At 61.5% G+C, this 19370-nt stretch carries 18 protein-coding genes; 15 read left to right on the top strand and 3 right to left on the bottom strand.

The features are described from left to right. From mraY to MQE22_RS11560, 14 genes are all read left to right on the top strand, one after another. On the top strand, window positions 1–1083 hold the full coding sequence (mraY, locus tag MQE22_RS11495) for a phospho-N-acetylmuramoyl-pentapeptide-transferase (protein WP_215873047.1): 1083 nt from the start codon (window positions 1–3) through the stop codon (window positions 1081–1083). Continuing rightward, window positions 1080–2438: a UDP-N-acetylmuramoyl-L-alanine--D-glutamate ligase gene (gene murD / locus MQE22_RS11500; protein WP_215873048.1), complete on the top strand. Its 1359-nt coding sequence runs from the start codon at window positions 1080–1082 to the stop codon at window positions 2436–2438. Before mraY ends, murD begins: the two co-directional genes overlap by 4 nt. Next, entirely contained in the window at window positions 2431–3612 is a 1182-nt protein-coding gene (ftsW, locus tag MQE22_RS11505) for a putative lipid II flippase FtsW (protein ID WP_215873049.1), read from the top strand. The genes murD and ftsW overlap by 8 nt, the downstream gene beginning before the upstream one ends. Beyond that, window positions 3605–4678 (top strand): undecaprenyldiphospho-muramoylpentapeptide beta-N-acetylglucosaminyltransferase, encoded by a 1074-nt coding sequence (murG, locus tag MQE22_RS11510; RefSeq protein WP_215873050.1) that lies wholly within the window; start codon window positions 3605–3607, stop codon window positions 4676–4678. The genes ftsW and murG overlap by 8 nt, the downstream gene beginning before the upstream one ends. Beyond that, complete coding sequence (murC, locus tag MQE22_RS11515) at window positions 4671–6068, top strand: UDP-N-acetylmuramate--L-alanine ligase (RefSeq protein ID WP_215873051.1); 1398 nt, start codon at window positions 4671–4673, stop codon at window positions 6066–6068. The genes murG and murC overlap by 8 nt, the downstream gene beginning before the upstream one ends. Continuing rightward, window positions 6065–6943, top strand: coding sequence for a UDP-N-acetylmuramate dehydrogenase (gene murB / locus MQE22_RS11520; protein WP_215873052.1), 879 nt, complete (start codon window positions 6065–6067; stop codon window positions 6941–6943). Before murC ends, murB begins: the two co-directional genes overlap by 4 nt. 7 nt (window positions 6944–6950) lie before the next feature. Beyond that, window positions 6951–7874, top strand: a complete 924-nt coding sequence (locus MQE22_RS11525) for a D-alanine--D-alanine ligase (RefSeq protein ID WP_215873053.1) — start codon at window positions 6951–6953, stop codon at window positions 7872–7874. Further along, entirely contained in the window at window positions 7868–8737 is an 870-nt protein-coding gene (locus MQE22_RS11530; protein WP_215873054.1) for a cell division protein FtsQ/DivIB, read from the top strand. Before MQE22_RS11525 ends, MQE22_RS11530 begins: the two co-directional genes overlap by 7 nt. Then, window positions 8734–10014: a cell division protein FtsA gene (gene ftsA, locus MQE22_RS11535; protein WP_215873055.1), complete on the top strand. Its 1281-nt coding sequence runs from the start codon at window positions 8734–8736 to the stop codon at window positions 10012–10014. The genes MQE22_RS11530 and ftsA overlap by 4 nt, the downstream gene beginning before the upstream one ends. A gap of 37 nt (window positions 10015–10051) precedes the next feature. After that, window positions 10052–11224, top strand: a complete 1173-nt coding sequence (gene ftsZ / locus MQE22_RS11540; RefSeq protein WP_215873056.1) for a cell division protein FtsZ — start codon at window positions 10052–10054, stop codon at window positions 11222–11224. Between the two features lie 149 nt (window positions 11225–11373). Further along, the gene (locus MQE22_RS11545) at window positions 11374–12204 is read left to right on the top strand and encodes a ferritin family protein (protein WP_215873057.1); all 831 of its coding nucleotides are present in this window, start codon (window positions 11374–11376) and stop codon (window positions 12202–12204) included. A gap of 132 nt (window positions 12205–12336) precedes the next feature. Beyond that, entirely contained in the window at window positions 12337–12687 is a 351-nt protein-coding gene (locus tag MQE22_RS11550; RefSeq protein WP_255789744.1) for a glycine zipper domain-containing protein, read from the top strand. Window positions 12688–12690: 3 nt separating this feature from the next. Beyond that, window positions 12691–13134 (top strand): hypothetical protein, encoded by a 444-nt coding sequence (locus MQE22_RS11555; protein WP_255789745.1) that lies wholly within the window; start codon window positions 12691–12693, stop codon window positions 13132–13134. Window positions 13135–13146: 12 nt separating this feature from the next. Beyond that, window positions 13147–14133: a LysR family transcriptional regulator gene (locus MQE22_RS11560; RefSeq protein ID WP_255789746.1), complete on the top strand. Its 987-nt coding sequence runs from the start codon at window positions 13147–13149 to the stop codon at window positions 14131–14133. Between the two features lie 10 nt (window positions 14134–14143). On the opposite strand, the gene MQE22_RS11565 is transcribed toward MQE22_RS11560, so the two are convergent. Next, window positions 14144–16588 (bottom strand): YbcC family protein, encoded by a 2445-nt coding sequence (locus tag MQE22_RS11565; protein WP_255789747.1) that lies wholly within the window; start codon window positions 16586–16588, stop codon window positions 14144–14146. Continuing rightward, window positions 16585–18255 carry a proton-conducting transporter transmembrane domain-containing protein gene (locus MQE22_RS11570; protein WP_255789748.1) on the bottom strand — a complete coding sequence of 557 codons (1671 nt, stop codon included), beginning with the start codon at window positions 18253–18255 and terminating at the stop codon, window positions 16585–16587. The genes MQE22_RS11565 and MQE22_RS11570 overlap by 4 nt, the downstream gene beginning before the upstream one ends. 185 nt (window positions 18256–18440) lie before the next feature. Here MQE22_RS11570 and MQE22_RS11575 point away from each other — a divergent pair, with 185 nt between their 5' ends. After that, complete coding sequence (locus MQE22_RS11575; RefSeq protein WP_215873063.1) at window positions 18441–19031, top strand: TMEM175 family protein; 591 nt, start codon at window positions 18441–18443, stop codon at window positions 19029–19031. Between the two features lie 4 nt (window positions 19032–19035). Here the strand turns inward: MQE22_RS11575 and MQE22_RS11580 are convergent, their stop codons facing one another. Further along, window positions 19036–19341, bottom strand: coding sequence for a hypothetical protein (locus MQE22_RS11580; RefSeq protein WP_215873064.1), 306 nt, complete (start codon window positions 19339–19341; stop codon window positions 19036–19038). Window positions 19342–19370: the final 29 nt, after the last annotated feature.

Here is a 19370-nt window from a genome sequence, read left to right on the forward strand (position 1 = left end):
ATGCTCTATTATCTCCTGCTCCAGCTGCAAGGCGTCTATCACGGCTTTCACGTCTTCTCTTACCTGACCCTGCGCGGGGTCTTGAGCATCCTCACCGCCCTGGTCTTGTCCCTGGGTCTGGGTCCCATCGTCATTTCCCGACTGCGCCAGTACAAGATTGGACAGATGGTGCGCAACGACGGGCCGGAGACTCATCTCAGTAAACAAGGCACCCCGACCATGGGTGGGGCGCTGATTCTGCTGGTCGTACTGTTGACCACCTTCCTCTGGTCCGACCTCGGCAATCCCATGGTCTGGATTGCCATGCTGACGACTCTCGCCTTTGGCTTCGTGGGATTCATCGACGACTGGCGCAAGTTGCGCCGCAAAAACAGCAAGGGCCTCTCGGCGCGCGGCAAATATGGCCTGCAGTCGCTTTTCGCCATCGCTGCTGCCACGGCCCTGTATTTCTGGGGCCAGGGGAGTCTACCCCACAGCCTGATCGTGCCTTTCGTCCCACACGTACTGATTCCACTGGGCATCGGCTTCATCGTCTTCAGCTATTTCGTCATTGTCGGTACCTCCAATGCCGTCAACCTTACGGATGGTCTCGACGGACTCGCCATTGTCCCCACGGTGATGGTGGCTGGGGCTCTGGGCATCTTCAGTTATGTGGCAGGCAACGCGGTTTTCGCCAACTATCTCGAGGTTCCCTTCGTCCCAGGTGCAGGCCAGTTGATCATCTTCTGCGGCGCGCTGGTGGGAGCAGGACTGGGCTTTCTCTGGTTCAATACCTATCCTGCCGAGGTCTTCATGGGCGATACCGGCGCCCTGGCCCTGGGAGCCGCCTTGGCCATCGTTGCCATCGTCGCCCGGCAGGAGTTGGTGCTGGTGATCATGGGTGGGGTCTTCGTGGTCGAGACGCTATCGGTAATGATCCAGGTCGCATCTTTCCGCCTGACCGGCAAGCGCGTCTTCCGCATGGCGCCGCTCCATCATCACTACGAAAAGAAAGGCTGGCCGGAACCGCGCGTTGCCGTCCGTTTCTGGATCATCACCGTGATCCTGGTGCTGATTGGCCTGTCGAGCTTGAAAATCCGATGAAGAAGACCGACTGGCGAGCACGCAAGATGGCGATAGCAGGGGCGGGCAAGACTGGGGAATCCCTGCTCCGTTTTGCCTTGGCGCGAGGAGCGGATTGCTCCTTGTGGGATACCCGCGCAACATTGGACGCGCAAGCCTGGCGGGAACGGTATCCTGGAGTCCAGATCCATTTTGGTGACTGGCCGGAAGATGCCTTTTTGCCGTATGAGCACGTGCTTTGCAGTCCGGGATTATCACCCCTGACCCCAGCCCTGGCGGCAGCGCGGCGCGCGGGGATTCCGCTCTGGGGCGATATCGAGCTCTTCGCGCAAGAGGCGCAGGGGCCGGTCATCGCCATCACCGGCAGCAACGGCAAAAGCACCGTCACCACCCTGGTCGGCGAAATGGCGCGGGCAGCAGGGATGCAGGTGGCGGTGGGGGGGAACCTCGGCACCCCGGCCCTGGAGTTGCTGCTGCAGGAAGGAGGCACGGAGCCGGAACTCTACGTTCTCGAACTGTCCAGCTTCCAGCTGGAATACTGTGAGAGCCTGCGCCCGCGTGCCGCGACCATCCTCAACATCAGCGCGGATCATCTGGACTGGCATGGCGATTTTGCCCGCTATGTCGCCGCCAAGTGGCGCATCGCTCGGTGCATGGGTGCTGGCGACACTCTGGTACTGCCTGGCCAGGATGCGGAGTTGCAAAGGCTTCCCAGCGAGTTTTCGACACAAGTCACAGTACGCCGTTTTGGGCCCGGTGCCGCAGGCGAGATTGTCGACGGGCAGATCGTCATCGACGGCAAGGTGCTCCTTCCCGTCAATGAACTCCGTATTCCCGGACGCCACAATCAGGAGAACGCCCTGGCCGCGACCTTGTTGGCACGCGCGGCAGGGATTCCGCAGGCGGCCATCCGACAGGCTTTGCAGAATTTCACTGGTCTGCCGCATCGCCTGCAGTGGGTGGCGACGGCAGATGGTGTCGACTATTTCGATGATTCGAAGGGCACCAATCTTGGCGCCAGTCTGCGCGCCATCGAGGCCCTTTCCGGCCCCTTGGTCCTGATCCTCGGCGGTGACGCCAAGGGTGCTGATCTCGAGCCTCTTACGGCAGCCTGTGTCGGACAGCGTGGCGCTGTGCTGCTGGGAAATTCGGAAGAGGAACTGGCCAGAATCCTGGCTGGCAAGCTGCCCATCCGGCGTACCGGGCGCAGCGGCATGGCGGAATGCGTGCGGCAGGCCGCCGCCCTCGCCCGACCTGGAGATCAGGTACTGCTCTCGCCGGCCTGCGCCAGCCTCGATATGTTCCAGGACTATCATGACCGCGGACAGCAGTTTGCCGCTGCCGTCCATGCCCTGGCAGGAGCTTCCCATGCATAAGCCGAGTTGGTGGTTGGCGGAAAACGGCAAAGCCGACACCGTATTGTGGTGGATCCTGATCATCCTGCTCTGTTTTGGCTTGGTGATGGTCTACTCGGCCAGCGCTCCGGTGGCCCAACAGGAAACCGGCAACCCACTGTTTTTTGCGGAACGGCAGGTGCTCTATGCCATCCTCGGACTCACTGGGATGTACTACATCAGCCGCGTCGAGCTGGAATTCTGGGAGCGGATGACCTTTCCGCTCATGGGCATCTCCCTCATTGCCCTGCTGGTGGTCTTTGTGCCGGTCATCGGCGTGGGGGTGAATGGTTCACACCGCTGGATCAATTTTCTGATCGTCCGCTTGCAACCCTCAGAGCTGCTGAAGTTTGCCCTGCTCCTGTTCATGTCCCGCTATGTGGTGCGCAAGGGCGAGCTGCTCGGCAGCGTCAAGGACGGCCTATGGCCGATCTTCATCCTGCTTTTTGTCCTCGGTGTACTGCTACTTTTACAACCGGATTTTGGCTCCTTCTTCATGGTCGTGGCGATCACCGGCACGTTGCTTTTCCTGGGTGGGTTGCCGATGCGCTACGTGCTCATTGCTGGCATCGCCTCCGGTGCGGCCCTGGGGGTACTTGCCGTATCTGCTCCCTATCGTCTTGCCCGCATTACCTCTTTTTCCAACCCCTGGGCCGATCCTTATGGCAGCGGCTTCCAGTTGGTGCAATCTCTGATTGCTTTTGGTCGCGGTGGTGTGTTTGGAGTGGGACTGGGCAACGGCATCATGAAGTATTTTTACCTGCCGGAGTCCTACACTGACTTCATCCCGGCGGTGATCGGCGAAGAACTCGGGATGATCGGTATCTGGGCCCTGATCTTCCTCTATGCGGTGGCCTGCTGGCGCATCTATCGCGTTGGTCGCCGCGCCGCCGCCGCCGGTGATGCCTTTTATGCCCTGTTCTGTTACGGCACCCTGATCTGGTTTGGTGGCGAGGCGGTGATGTCCCTGGGCGTAAACCTCGGGGCCCTGCCGACCAAGGGCTTTGCCCTGCCCTTGATCAGTTATGGCGGTAGCGCCCTGGTTTTCCTCTGCGCCACCTTGGGAGTGGTGCTCGCGGTGAGCCGCCGCTATCCGCCGCTGGCGAAAAAGGCGAAGGTGCAGCAAGTAAAGGCTGAGGAGGTGGCACATGGCTAGGGGCGTCGTCATCGCTGCCGGCGGTACCGGCGGACACATTTTCCCCGCCCTTTCCGTGGCGCAGGAGTTGCGTGCGCGAGGCGTCGCCGTCGACTGGATCGGCACGGCGCAGGGTATGGAACAGCGGCTGGTATCCGCCGCCGGCTATCCTCTCCACCAACTGGACATGCAGGGCCTGCGCGGAAAGGGATGGAAGCGTTGGCTGAGCGCACCCTGGCGCCTGGGGCGAGCGGTACTACAGGCGCGCAGGATCCTCCGCCAGTGCGGCGCCGAAGCGGTATTGGGCATGGGGGGCTACGTCTCGGCCCCTGCCGGGATTGCCGCCTGGAGCCTGGGCCAGCGCCTTTGCCTGCATGAGCAAAATGCCATTCCCGGACTCGCCAATCGATTGCTCGCGCCCCTGGCTACCCAGATTTTTGCCGGCTTTCCCGATACCGGGCTCAAGAAGGCCCGCTGGGTGGGTAATCCGGTACGCGCGGAAATTGCCGCTTTACCCGCGCCAGCGCTACGCTTTGCGCAACATCAGGGCAAAGCGCGGATTCTGATCATGGGGGGCAGTCAGGGCGCCCAGGTGCTGAACGAGATCTGCGCCGCCACCCTGATCAAACTGCCGCCGGCGCAGCGGCCGGAAATCTGGCACCAATGCGGCAAGGCGCATCTGGAAAAGACCCAGGCAGCCTATGCTGCCGCAAATGTCCCGGCGCGGGTCGATGCCTTCATCGACGATATGGCCACGGCCCTCGCCTGGGCCGATCTGGCGATTTGCCGGGCCGGCGCGGCCACGGTGGCGGAGTTATGCGCCGCCGGCCTTGGCAGTCTGCTGATTCCCTTCCCCTTTGCCGTAGATGATCATCAGGCGGCCAATGCCCGCTTTCTGGAAGACGCCGGAGCCGGTCGCATGCTGCGTCAGGAGGGACTCGACGCGGCGCAATTGCACAGCATTCTGTTGCCACTGCTCGAGGATCCGTCACTGCGACTGCGCTGGGCCGAGGCGGCCCGCCGTCAGGCGCGGGTAAACGCCGCCCAAGATGTCGCCGATGCCTGCGGAGGAATTGCACATGCGTAACTGGGTGCGGCAAATCCATCTGGTGGGCATCGGCGGTGCCGGCATGCGCGGTATTGCCGAGGTCCTGCTCAATCTGGGCTACGCCGTCTCCGGCTCCGATCTGCGTCCCGGCCCAGCGACTCTGCGCCTCAGCGATCTGGGCGCGAGCATCTTCAGTGGTCACGCGGCCGCCAATGTGCGCGGTTCGGATGTGGTGGTCGTCTCCTCCGCCATCCACGATGACAACCCCGAGATCGTCGCTGCGCGGGAACAGCGTATCCCCGTCATCCGTCGCGCGGAGATGCTGGCGGAGCTAATGCGCTTCAAGCAGGGGATCGCCATCGCTGGTACCCACGGCAAGACCACCACCACCAGTCTGGTGGCCAGCATCCTCGGGGCAGCAGGGCTGGACCCCACCTTTGTCATTGGCGGACGTCTGAAAAGTGCCGGAACCCACGCTGCTCTTGGCAGCGGTGAGTATCTGGTGGCGGAGGCGGACGAGTCCGATGCCTCATTTTTGTACCTGTCTCCGGTAATGGCAGTGGTCACCAATATCGATGCTGACCACATGGAGACCTACGGCAATACCATGGGGCAATTGCGCGCCGCTTTCCTGCAGTTTCTGCAGCGTCTGCCGTTCTATGGCCTGGCGGTACTCTGTACTGATGAGCCCATGGTGCGCGGCTTGCTGCCGGAGTTGCGCACGCCGGTGCTGGGCTATGGACTGGCCGAGGATAGTGACCTGCAGGCACGCAACATTCGCTATCGCGGTCTGGGTAGCGAGGTCGAGATCTGGCGCCGCGTGGATGGTCAGGCGGTGCACTGGTTCGACCTGCAACTGAATATCCCCGGCGAGCATAATGTCCTCAATGCCCTGGCAGCCATTGGCATCGCCAGCAAGGTGGGAGTCAGCCAGGAAGTCATCGCCGAGGCCCTGGCTGGGTTCCGGGGGGTGGCCAGGCGCTTCGAGCTGCTCGGCGACTGGCAGGGGTACACCATTGTCGATGACTATGGTCATCACCCGCGGGAACTGGCCGCCACCATCGCCGCGGCGCGCCGGATCTGGCCGCAACGCCCCTTGGTACTGCTCTTTCAGCCACATCGCTTTACCCGTACTCGAGATCTCTTCGCCGATTTCGTGGAAGTTTTGGCGCAGGCCGACCGCAGTATCTTGCTCGATGTCTATGCGGCGGGAGAGGCCCCCATCAGCGGCGCCGACAGTGCCGGCCTGGTAGCCGCCCTGCAACAGCAGGGAGCCGATGCCATACATCTCCCCGGCGCCCTGCAGCAGCCAGCACAAATCCCGCTCCTGCTACCCGAGAATGCGGTGCTGCTCTGTATGGGAGCAGGGAATATCAGCCAGCTTGCCGGGGCTTGGGATGCGATTTTTGGCAAGGGGGCGCAGGCATGATCGGTGGTCGTCTGCGTCTCGGTGAGTCTCTGGCACGCCATAGCAGCTGGCGGGTAGGGGGTACAGCAGAGCGTTTCTATATCCCCGACACCATAGAAGATCTGGTCGGCTATTTGCGGAATTTTTCCCACGGGCCGATCACCTGGCTGGGCCTCGGTAGCAACGTCCTGGTGCGCGACGCCGGCCTGCGCGGGACGGTCATCTGTCTTGCCCATGGACTGGATCAAATGACGATCGGCGAGCATAGCGAACTGGTTGCCGAGGCCGGGATTTCGGCGGTCAAACTCGCCCATTTCGCCGCCCGCAATGGTCTCGCCGGTGCGGAATTTCTCGCCGGGATTCCCGGCACCCTGGGCGGTTGTCTGGCCATGAATGCCGGTGCCCATGGGGGAGAAACCTGGCCCCTGGTGGAGTGGGTCGAACTGCTCCATCGCAACGGTGAGCTGGAGCGCCGTCCTGCAGCCGCGTTTCAGGTGGGCTATCGCTCCGTACGCGGCCAGGGCGATGCCTGCTTTGTGCGCGCCGGGCTGCGTCTATCCGCCGGAGAACCCGATGCACTGCGCGCTCAGCTGCGCGCCTGGCAGAGCCAGCGGGCGGCGACCCAGCCCCTGTCCTGGCCGAGTTGCGGCTCGGTCTTCCGCAATCCCCCTGGCGACCATGCGGCGCGTTTGATCGAGGCGGCAGGACTCAAGGGACGTCGCATCGGCGATGCCGAAGTGAGCACGCAACACGCCAATTTCATTCTCAATCGCGGACAGGCGCGCGCACGGGAAATCGAGGGCTTGGTCATGGAAGTGCAGGAAACGGTGCGCCGTCGCTTCGGCGTTGTCTTGCAGCCAGAAATGCGTGTGCTGGGAGAAGATTTTGATGAATGAGGACAGGATGTCGAAAAAGCAGCGTATTGGCGTACTCTACGGCGGCCCCTCGGAGGAGCGCGAGGTCTCCCTACGCGGTGGCACGGCGGTACTCCGAGCCCTTCAGGATGCGGGCTTGAACGCCTGCGGCATCGACGTCGAGCCGCACTACATCGCCGCGCAACTGGGCGATGCGGGCGTCGACATGGCCTTCAACGTCTGCCATGGTGCCTTCGGCGAAGATGGACATCTGCAGGCGAATCTCGACAACCTGGGCATCCCGTATACCGGCAGCGGGGTACTCGCCAGCGCCTTGTCGATGGACAAGTGGCGCTGCAAACGTCTCTGGCAAAGCGCTGGCCTCCCCACCACCCGCGGCATGCTGTTGCGCGCCGATGACGCCCTGCCCAACAGTCTGTCCAGCTGGGGCTGGCCGCTTTTCGTCAAGCCCAACCGCGGCGGCTCCAGCATTGGCGTCAGCCGCGCTGGCAACACCCAGGAGCTGGAAAGCGCCCTCGGCGCGGCCTTCGCCCACGACAGCGAAGTGCTGGTGGAAGCCGCCGTCAGCGGCAAGGAAGTCACCGTCGCCATCGTCGGTGGCGAGGCTCTGCCACCGATCGTCATCGAGGCCAATGGCCCGTTTTATGATTACCACGCCAAGTACATTGCCAACGACACCCGCTACCTCTTGCCTTCGGGTCTCGGCGATGTCCTGGACCGCCAATTGCAGGATCTTGCCTTGCAGGCCTTCAGCGAAATCGGTGCCCGCGGCTGGGGCCGGGTGGATTTCCTGGTGGATGCAAACGGGGCGCCGGCCTTGCTCGAAATCAACAGCGTTCCCGGTATGACCAGTCACAGTCTGGTGCCCATGGCGGCACAGGCCATCGGCTGGGATTTTGGCCAGTTATGCAGACGTATCCTCAACGCGGGGAAGGGAGTGAAATCATGGTAAGTGCCATTCGCGATTTGCAAGGATACCGACGGGAACCGGTCGCCAAGGCGCCGCCACCACAAGAGAGTCAAAAGCCAGCTGCGGCCATCGCTCCCAGCCGGCCCTTTCCCTGGGGCAAGACCCTACGCGCAAGCCTCGGGGGTGGGCTGTTGCTCGCTCTTGGCTTCGGCGCCTTGCAGGCCTGGGACTGGGTACGTCAGCCCGCGCTGATGCCCATCGCTACCATCCACATCGAAGGACTGTCATCCAAGATCCCGGTGTATCGAATCAACCGCGCCATTGCGCCATTCCTCGGACAGGGGTTTCTCTGGGTGAATCTCACGCAAGTGCGCGACGCCCTGCAGCAGGTGCCCTGGGTAGCCAATGCCGATGTACGCCGGGTCTGGCCCGATCGCATCGCGATCGACCTGCAGGGGGTGCAGCCAGTAGCCCGCTGGCTGGGGGGCGCCGGCGAGGTCCTGGGGAAAGACGGTAAAGTCTATCCGGTACCCGCAAACGAGATCCCGCAACAGCTCCCTGCCCTCTTTGGTCCGGCGGATGCAGGACTACAAATGCTACAAGAACGGCAAAAGCTGGATCAGACCCTGGCACCTCTGCATCTGCAGGTACGCGCCCTGGAGCTCGACCCACGCGGTGGCTGGCGTTGCATCCTCAGTAATGGGGTCCGACTGGTGCTTGGTCGGGAAAAGATCATGGAAGGTGTGCAACGCTGGGTCAGCGTCGCCCCGGAAATCAAGCAGTACCTGGTGCCCGGCGCCAGCATGGATTTGCGCTACAACAACGGTTTCGCGGTCGCCTTGCCGGAGGCGGCTTCTACGAGTGTCAGTGAGGGGTCGGCAGCCCCAAGGAGTGAAAGGAAATGAAACGCGGCAATCAAGAACTCATCGTTGGTCTGGACATTGGTACCTCCAAGGTCGCCTGTATCGTGGCGCAAGCACGCTCCACGGGCGAGGCAGAAATCATCGGCGTTGGCCAGCACCCCTCCCGTGGCCTGAAAAAGGGCGTGGTCGTCGACATTGAATCTACCGTGCAGGCCATCAATCGCGCGGTACAGGAAGCCGAACTCATGGCCGGGGTACAGATCCACGGCGCGGTCGTGGGTATCGCTGGCGGACACATCCGCGGCTATAACAGCCACGGCATCGTCGCCATCAAAAACAAGGAAGTCAGCAATGATGATCTCGGTCGGGTGATGGACGCTGCGCGCGCCATCGTCATTCCGCAGGACCAGAATGTGATCCATGTGCTACCCCAGGAATTCACCATCGACAGTCAGGAAGGGGTACGCGAACCCATCGGCATGTCGGGAGTGCGCCTGGAAGCGCAGGTCCACATCGTCACCGGCTCCATCAGCGCCACGCAGAATATTGCCAAGTGCGTCGAACGCTGCGGCCTGCAGGTGCAGGGCCTGGTGCTCGAACAACTGGCTTCCGCCGATGCCGTGCTCACCGCGGATGAAAAGGAGCTGGGCGTCTGCCTGGTCGACATCGGTGGCGGCACCACCGACATCGCCATATTCCGCGATGGCGCCGTACGCCATACCGCGGTCATTCCCATTGCCGGCGACCAGATCACCAACGACATCGCTCTGGGCTTGCGTACCCCACCCGTCGAGGCCGAACAGATCAAGAAGCTCTATGGCTGTGCCCTGGGCGACCTGATCGAACAGGACGACGACATCCCGGTGCCGAGTGTCGGTGCCCGTCCCCCGCGCACCATTTCCCGTCGCGTGCTCAACGACATCATCGAGCCGCGCGTGCGCGAACTCTTCGAGCTCATTCAGGCCGAACTACGTCGCACCGGATTTGAAGACCTCGTCGCCGCCGGCGTCGTACTCACCGGTGGCTCGAGCCGCCTGCAGGGCATGGCCGAACTGGCCGAGGAAATTCTGCACCTGCCGGTGCGCACCGGCGAGCCCATGCATTTGGCCGGGATGGAAACGGTGGTGCGCGCCCCCTGGCATGCCACCGGCGTCGGTCTGGTCATGTATGGCATGCACAACGGGCTGGCCGGCCAGGCCGAGCCGGTGCAACAGCCCGCTGCCGCCACCAGTACGGTGCGCGACGAAGGACATCGCGCCGCGGCCATGGGCGGCGTCTTTGGCAAATTGCGCAACTGGGTACAGACCAGCTTCGGCTGAGTCCCCCATCCCACAGATCCAGCAAGAGGAATCGACAATGTTTGAATTGAACGAAATGCAGCAGGAAGGAGCCGTCATCAAGGTCATCGGGGTAGGCGGCGGTGGTGGCAACGCGATCAATAACATGGCCCTGACCGGGCTGGAAGGCGTGGAATTCATCAGCGCCAATACCGATGCCCAGGCCTTGCGCAACTCCCATGCCCAGCGCACTTTGCAGCTGGGCAGTGAACTGACCCGCGGCTTGGGCGCAGGTGCCAACCCCGAGATCGGGCGCAAGGCGGCGGAGGAATGCCGCGAGGAGATCCGCGGCGTGCTCGAAAATACCGACATGCTCTTCATCACGACGGGTATGGGTGGCGGGACCGGCACCGGTGCAGCGCCCGTGGTCGCTTCCATCGCCCGCGACATGGGCATCCTGACCGTCGGCGTGGTCACCAAACCCTTCAACTTTGAAGGCAAAAAGCGCCAGCAATATGCCCTGTCCGGTATCGATGAACTGGCGCAGCATGTCGATTCGCTGGTGATCATCCCCAACGAAAAACTGCTGGCGGTACTAGGCAAGCAGATCAGCCTGCGCGATGCCTATCTCGCTGCCGACAACGTCTTGATGGGGGCAGTGCAGGGCATTTCCGAGCTGATCACCCGTCCCGGCCTGATGAACCTCGATTTTGCCGACGTGCGCACGGTGATGTCCGGCATGGGACTGGCGATGATGGGTACGGCCGCCGCCCGTGGCGAAAGCCGCGCCCGCGATGCCGCCAACCGCGCCGCCAGCAGCCCGCTGCTGGATGACATCAACCTCTCCGGCGCACGTGGCATTCTCGTCAACATCACCGCCGGCAACGACCTGTCTCTTGGTGAATTCGAGGAAGTCGGTGAGCTGATCCGCAGCTACGCCTCGGACGATGCCAACGTCAAGGTGGGCACCGTGATCGACGAAAACCTGGAAGGGGAAATGCGCGTCACTGTGGTCGCCACCGGTCTGCAGCGCGAGCCGGTGCGGCTGGCGGTAGAAAACAACCGTCTGCGCCCGGAAGTGACCACGCCCGCCAACGCCGTCGATTGGCGCCAGTTGGATCGCCCTGCAGCCCTGCGCCAGCAAGCGACGCGCAGTGCCGCAACCAGTACTGACCAGCGCAGCGCCCCACGCCCGGTGGCAGATTATGCCGATCTCGACATCCCTGCCTTTCTGCGCCGGCAAGCCGACTAAAGCCCGCGGTGCTGACACTCCACCCCGCCATTGGCGGGGTTTTTTCTTTGCCATTGTGCAATTTGGGGGTATTTCTTTACCGGCACTTTGCCGTAGAATGAGAAATACTCCTGTTTGACAGGCAAGGTTTTTCGAGAGAGGTTGGTACCATGCTATACCCCGAAATGTTCAGAGCCCTGGAGGCCGCCCGCTGGAATATGGAGAAGGACATCCCGTGGGATCAGTTCGACGCCAGCAAGATCGCCCCAGAGCATCTACAAACCATCAAGATGAACGCCATTACCGAGTGGTCGGCCCTGCCTGCCACGGAGATGTTTCTGCGCGACAATCGCGACGATTCGGATTTTTCGGCCTTCATGTCGATCTGGTTTTATGAAGAACAGAAGCATGCCCTGGTGCTCATGGAATATCTGCGCCGCTTCGCGCCCGAATACCTGCCCACCGAGGAAGAGCTGCATGAGGTGCGCTTCGAGTTTGATCCAGCGCCGGCAATGGAGACCCTGATGCTGCATTTCTGCGGTGAGATTCGTCTGACGCATTGGTACAAGGCCGCTGCCGAGTGGCACCAGGAACCAGTCATCAAGTTCATCTATGAAACGCTTTCCAAGGATGAGGCACGGCACGCCGGCATCTACCTCAAGTACATGCGTCGGGCGGTGGAGCGTGTGGGCGACTCAGCCCGCCTGGCCTTTGCCAAGATTGGTGTGCTCATGGCCAATACCAAGACCGCCAAGGCCTTGCATCCCACCAACCTGCACGTCAATAAGGAGATGTATCCGCAGGACAGCGTGCAGAGTCATCTCCCCGATCCCGGCTGGCTGGAACGTTGGCTCGACAATCAGATTCACTTCGACACGATCTGGGAGGGCAAGGTGGTCAATGGCATCCTGCGCAATCTGTCGGCGCTCCTCGACGTACCGATTCGCAGCGCCAAGGATCTGAGCCAGTATCGCAAGCGGATGGCCAGTTCTGTGGGCTAATGTCGCCAAGTCCCGACAACAGATCGTTTTGACGCGAGCAAATACGTTGATTTTTCAGAGATGCATATCGGGCACGCTTCGTGCTAAGCGCCTCAACGTCAACTGGTGACAAAGAGAACGAGGAGAAAGACGATGAAAAAATGGTTGGGCATGATGCTGGCTACGTTGTTGCTGGCCGGTTGTGCGAACAATCCCTATGGCAACCCCTATGGGTACAACAGCAGCCCTTTGGGCAATAGCAAAACCACCACCGACACTGCTGCAGGCGCCGCCTTGGGTGCCGTTGCCGGTGCTGTGATTGGCAACCAATCCGGCAGCCCCCTGACGGGAGCGGCGATTGGTGCCGGACTGGGGGGGCTGGCAGGCTATGCAGTCTCCAAAAACCAACAGCAACAGCCGGCCAACTGCCCACCGGGATACAACTGTATCCAGAATACCCCACCCCCCTCCTGCCCGCCGGGCTACACCTGCAACCCGCAGTAACGGATGCAGGAATGCGACACATGGGATCTGCCACCCTGGCGTAGTCTCGATCTGGAGGCCCGGCTGCGCTGGGCCTTGGCCCCAGAAATTCCTGATCTGTACCGGCAGGCCCTGGCCCGGGAGCAGTGGGTGCAAACCCGCTGCTACTTTGCCCGGCGCCAGGATCTCCGGCCCAGCGAAGTGGCTCAGTTTGCCGCAGACGACGACTATGTGATTCGTCTGTGCATTGCCAAGCGCCCCGATCTGAGCCCCGAGCAGGTCGCGGCCTTCTGTAGCGACAGAGACCCCAATGTGCGCTACGCGATCGCCCGCAATCCTCTTCTCAACGAAACCCAACGACAGATGCTTTTGCAGGATCCGGACGAGGTCGTCCGTCAAGCAGCAGCCAAGGGTGCCCGCCCCAGCCAGACCCGGCAACGCCAGGGCCAAGCGGCACTCTACCGTTAGCCGGTAATCGGCATGGCAAACAGGCTGCTACGCAATCTGAGTCTGCGTCAGTTACAGATTTTTGCAGCGGTAGTGCGGCTTGGTGGTGTTGGCAAGGCGGCAGAGGAGCTCTTTGTCTCCCAACCCACCATATCGATCCAGCTGAAAACCCTGGCAGAAACTCTGGGGGAGCCGATTTTTGAAAAAGTCGGACGGGGCCTGCGCCCGACCCCCGTCGGCGAGGACCTATACGCCTGCTGCCGCAGCATCTTTCAAAGTCTGGACGACCTGGAGACGGCCATATCCGAACGTCACGGTCTGGCGCGTGGCCATCTGCGTCTTGCCGTCGTCAGTACGGCCAAATACATTGCCCCAGAATTGCTGGGCGCCTTCGGCGAACGCTATCCCGGAATCGATCTTTTCCTGCAGGTTACCAACCGCGACCGCATCCTCGAGCGCATGCAAGCGGGCGAGGACGACGCCTACATCATGGGCGAGCCACCGCAGGAGGATTCTTCCATCGAATCCATCGCCTTTGCCTTGAACCCGATCGTGGTCATGGCGCCGGCCAATCACCCTCTGGTAGGCAGGATTTCCATTCCCCTGGCAGATCTGGCAAACGAGCCCTTTCTCTTTCGCGAACCGGGCTCTGGTACGCGTAAAGCCACCATGCGCGTCTTCGAGCAAGAGGATTTTCACCCCCATGTGCGCATGGAACTGGGCAGTAACGAGGCGATCAAGCACGCCATCATCGGCCATCTGGGGATTGCCGTCCTGTCCTTGCACTCGCTGTCGCTGGAAGGCACGCAAGGGCCCGTTCGCGTTCTCGATGTCCAGGGCTTTCCGATTTTGCGGCAATGGTACCTGGTCTATTCCAAGGAAAGGCCACTCTCCTTGGCGACGCAGGCATTCCTGCAGTTCGCCCGGCAAAAGGAGGGGGAAATCGGGGAACGACTGGAACAGATCTGGCCGACCATAAAAAAATCCCTCGCGCCGGGCGTCGAGGGATCAGGAACGTAATCTGGCTTTTTTACATGGCGCGTGTCTGCCATCCCCCTCCCGGCAACCGCTCGTGCAATGTGCTGTCTTCATTGATCTGGAAGAGGATGATCCAGCGTTTATCGACCAGATTCGTCAGCACCGCGTGGGCAGCGATGATCTGATCCATAGCCGCTTGCGGCGCCTCGATGAACACCGACAAGCGCAGCGGCTCGTGGCGCAGCTCGTAGCCATCGAGTAGCGACTGCACGGCCAGACCCACACGCAGATCGCCACCGTTACCCTCGAGAACGCCGACCAGCCCACCGACGACATTGTGCAGCACCTTGTTACCGCTACCCTGGCGCAGGTTGTCCACCGTCGAGCCGTAGTACTGCAGATTGATCCAGCTCGCCACCACCAGTGGTGCGGTCATGATCAGGGTCAGGACGGCAAAATCGGCGTCCTTTTTCGCGTCGTAGTCGTGCAGAAAGGCGCGACCTGCCAGATTGGCGCCCGCCGTGCGCCAGCGCGGTGCGGCGATGAAGGCCGCATTACCCGCCAAGGCCCACTCCGGACGCACCTGCGACCAGTCCTTGCCCCGCCAGGTCAGCAAGCGTTCGGCCTGTTGCGAGTCACTTACCCCGGGGACGAGCTTGGTGATCCGCTCCAGGCGGGTGAGATCCCCAGCACGCTGCAGGGCCTCGCGTACCTCCTGCAACAACTCCGGTGCTGGTGCCAGCGAAGACGGATACAACTGCGTCTGGTCCAGGGTAGTGTCGTGCATACCCGCCAGGAATACGGTGTCGGAGGGGATAGCTATCCCTCGCTGCCGCAACCCGCTGCGTACCGCCGCATCGTTGAGCAGGTCGACGGTCACCCGGGCGCTGACCTCCCCGGTCTGGCCGGCACAGGCGCCACAGTCAAGACCCGCTCGGTGGGCATTGTTGGTGGTCGTGCTGCCATGTCCAAACAACAGTACCAGCTCGGCAAAGCTTTGCGTCAGCCCCAGGCCGCGCAGGATTTTTTCGGCAAGCTCCGTCTTGGCCTCCGCCTTGGCTTCCGCGTTACCGGTGAAAGCCGCATCGGCAAGCACCGGATGCACCTGGCGCATCTCGTCCGCGCTCAGCCCCGCCTGATCCGGTGCCTGGGAGGGTTGTTGCCAGCCTAGGCTTTCGCTCAACATACGGAAGCCATAGGCCACTCCAGAGGACTCCACGAAGGAAAAGCAGGACGCTGCCGCAGTCTTGAACTGTTTCCATTCCGCCCGCCGACGCAGGCGTCCGAGGCGCTTCTTCTGGAGATTGCCGGGCAGCGACTCCTGCGCCGTCATCTGGGCGGGCAGCAGGACCGGGAGATGACCACGGGCATGGCATTCTCCCGCCCGCTGGTACTGCAACGGCACCCCGAAAAATCCGGCAAAGCCGATGGTCTGCGCATCTTCCATAACCGACTCGAGGTGGCGCCGAAAGACCTCCGAGCGCACGTCGATGCAGAAGGCCGCCTGCAAGCGGGGACGCGTGGCAGACGATACCGGTGAGTCCTCCCGACGGCGATGGAACTGCCGCGCAATCCCCTGGCGAAAGTTCTTTTCCAAGGCACGCAGGCACGCCTCGCGCAGATCCATCTCCCGTTGTAATGGCTGGATCTCACCATGTTGCCAACGACATAGCCCGTTACGCCACTGCTTGCGCTTCTCTGGGCTGGCAAAGGCGTGCAGCATCGCCTCCCAGACCAGGCGGATGCTCAAGAGCTCCGGCAGATCGCTGCGACTTTTCCCCTGCAACTCCGCCTGCCAAACCTGGTAGCGGCACCAACTGGCCCAACCACCGATGGACTTCAGCAAGGCGAGAAGGTAGTCGGAGAGCAGTCCATCGGGGATCTGCAGAATTTCCAGGGCCCACTGGCGCGCCGCCGCGGATTCCCTCGGTACCTGCAGCAGGATCCGGCGGATATCGCCAATGCCGATGACACTGGCGCTGCGATTGCGCAGTGCATACTGCCGCCAAGCATCGAAGAGCCCCTGTTCGTCCGCCGCACCAGGACGCGTCCAGGCCGCCTGGCCGCGATCATAGTACGCCGCCAGAAACTGTCCGATCTGATCGAGCAGGAAGTCTTCCAGGGCCGGGGCATCCGGTCGGTGCAGGACATTGCTGAGCAGGGCCAGCGGCTGCGTCGGTGGCGTCTCCTCGCGGCGAAGATAGCGATGCACCTCACTGCTGCTCAGGGTCTGAGCGAAATCCGCGGCCGCCGCCTGCACGTCCTCGATGCGCATCTTGCCGGCTTCCCACTGCTGGCGAAACCAGGAGCGGTCGAGGAAGAGTTTTTCACCGGAGAGACGGTGCAGATATACCGCCGTCTCGGCAAAATCCTGTTCCACGAAGCCCCAATAGGGGTTGACGGCAACAAAGGAGTCCAAAGGCCAAACCGGCGCGATGCGGGCACAGGCTTGCTGTACAGCCTCTTCCCACTGCTTCTGCATGATCTCTTCTTTCATCGTCCACCTCCCGCAGTATTCGTGATCTCATCAGACTCCAGGGTCGCAAACTCCATCCTCGGTCCCTGTTTTTCGACGGCAAACTTCTCTGGCCATAGCCGATAGGCAATCCTCTCGATCCAGAGGTCTACGTAGAGGCCGTTATACAGGGCCACATAGAGACTCTGTTGCCAGGCTACCGGCAGCTGCATCCTTCCCGGCCCCTGAATCCAGGAGAGGAACAGAAAGGTCAGCATCACCCAGGCGGCAAAGACCTGGTAGTGGACGGAATTGCTGACGGTGACAGCGAAATCCGGCCCAAAGAAGCCATGAAAGAGTATGTGCAGCACGTAGTAGACCAGCATCATCAGTACCGCCAGAACGGCTGCGCCGGCACGGCTACCCCAGCTGGGAAACAGCGCCCCCTTGATGAAGATCTGCGACATGGCGATACCAATGATGACCACAATCGCGAGGGTCACCGGGTGCCCGAGAGGTTGCAGCGCAAAAGCCAGGGCCAACCCCATAGACGCCGCCAAACCCAACAGCGTACCGAGAAGCCAGGTCGCAAAGCCGCCCTTCTCTGCCTGCGGCTTCAGCTGCCGTAACTGGTCCACCCCACTACTGGAACTGAGGAAGGCGTGCGCCTTGTACAAGGAGTGTCCCAACAAGTGCAACAGGGCCAGATAAAAGAGCCCCAAACCCAATTCCAGCAACATGAAACCCAACTGTGCCACCGTCGACCAGGCCAGAGAGGACTTGATTGCCGTTTGCGTGATCATGACCAGCGAGGCAATCGCCAGGGTCAGCAAGCCAATGACTCCCAAAAAGAGCAGAGCAGACTCCTCGCGCAGGAGCAGCGGACTCATGCGCATGGCGACAATGGCACCACTATAGACCACACCGGCGTGCATCAAGGCCGAAACCGGGGTTGGCGCTTCCATGACCTGGATCAGCCAGCCATGGAAGGGGAACTGGGCACTTTTCAGGATCACCGCAAAGACCAGGAACCAGGCCGCCAGCTGCAACTGCCAGGGGAAGGCTGGAGACTGGGCAAGGACAGCGATCTTGCTGAACTCCAGCGTTCCCGCGCCAATCGCCGTCAGGCCGCTGGCGAGCAGCAGAAAAAGATCGGCAGCACGACTGAACAGTGATTTTTTGTGCGCCGCCATGATCGCCTTGCGCCGGTCGTCATAGAAATCGAGAAGACGGTGCAGGCTGAAGCCCGTGGCAATGATCGCCAGGGTGAAGAATCCCAGGTTACCGGCAATAGTCACCAGCAGAAAAAAACCGCCGGTGAGGGCAAGGAGACGAAAGAAGCGTGCCTGCGCCCGGTCGCCGTCCAGATATTCGACACTGAATCGCGCCAGGATCATCAACACAAAGGACACCAAAGGCGCCAGCAACATGGTCATGGCGTTGAGCTGCACCGACAGGTCGAGATGCGCCGCAGTGGCCGGCAAGGGCAGTGCGAACAGGACAAAGTCTCCCTGTGCGCCCAGGGCGTAGCCCACGACTGCTGCCAGCGCAAGCAAAAATCCGGCGATGGAGACAAACTGGATCCGCGCCCGATAGCGCTGCGCCGAGACCACTCCGGGAAGCGCCTTGGGCAGGGCAGCCAAGATGTACAAAAGCGGTGTGATCAACAACAGACCGCCCGTGACGGCAGTCAAGAGGTTGGTATTCATGGAGGATCTCCTGCTTGTACCCGATATTGGGCACGAGCAGAGAGTATCCAAGATACATATATAGAATATAATTTTTTATTATAAATTATTATATTTACTATAATCTATGTGTTTCGCGCTTGGCTTGCTAGCAATAGTGGTGAGACACTGCGGCTATCTGTTGCCATGGAATGTCGTGACTCGTTATGGGCAGAACCCGGTTAGAGGCCTTCAGCGACGCCGTCATCGCCATCATCATCACGATCATGGTGCTGGATTTGCGGCCACCTTCGACCCCGACCCTCGGCGCCCTGCTGCCCGTGCTACCGGTGTTCGTCAGCTACATCCTGAGCTTTGTGTACATCGGCATCTACTGGAACAACCACCACCATCTGTTGCACCTGTGCCCCAAGGTCAATGGCCGCATTCTCTGGGCCAATTTGCACCTGCTCTTCTGGTTGTCTCTCTTCCCCTTCATGACCGCGTGGCTGGGGGAAAACCACTTTGCCGCCCTGCCCGCGCTACTCTACGGTATCGTCTTGCTGGCCGCCGCCCTGGCCTACTGGCTGCTCCAGCGCCAGATCATCGCCTTTCAGGGCGCGCAATCGCAGCTGCGCGCGGTCCTTGGCCGCGACTGGAAGGGAAACGCTTCGCCGGTATTCTATACGCTAGGCATCGGCGCTGCGGCGCTGGGTCACCCCTGGCCGGCTTTGGCGATGTATGTGCTGGTAGCATTCCTCTGGTTGGTCCCCGATCGCCGCATCGAGCGGGCGTTGCAGGAAAACGCCTCGGAGTGAGGGTTCAGCAGCTTCCCCCACGGCACAGCCAGGCATCGCGCACCACCCCATCACTACCCAGAACCACATGCAACTCGCCCTGCTGACGCAGGCGTTGCCGCTCGGCGGCACCAAAACCGATTTCTTCCTCGAAATCGACCAGACAGCTGAGCAGATTCTGGTCCTGACCGCTTTCTACCAATCGACACTGGCAGTGGGCGCCATCCCGCACGGCCACCCCGCCAATACTGGTAAAGCTGGCCAGCATTTGGTGCGCATCCAGATAATCCAGGATTCTCTCCTGCACCTGCGACTCATCCCACAGCGCCATAGTCATCTCCTTGGGACGAAAGCCCCACT

It is taken from the genome of Acidithiobacillus sp. YTS05, from assembly GCF_024396695.1.
Classification (GTDB): Bacteria; Pseudomonadota; Gammaproteobacteria; order Acidithiobacillales; family Acidithiobacillaceae; genus Igneacidithiobacillus; species Igneacidithiobacillus copahuensis.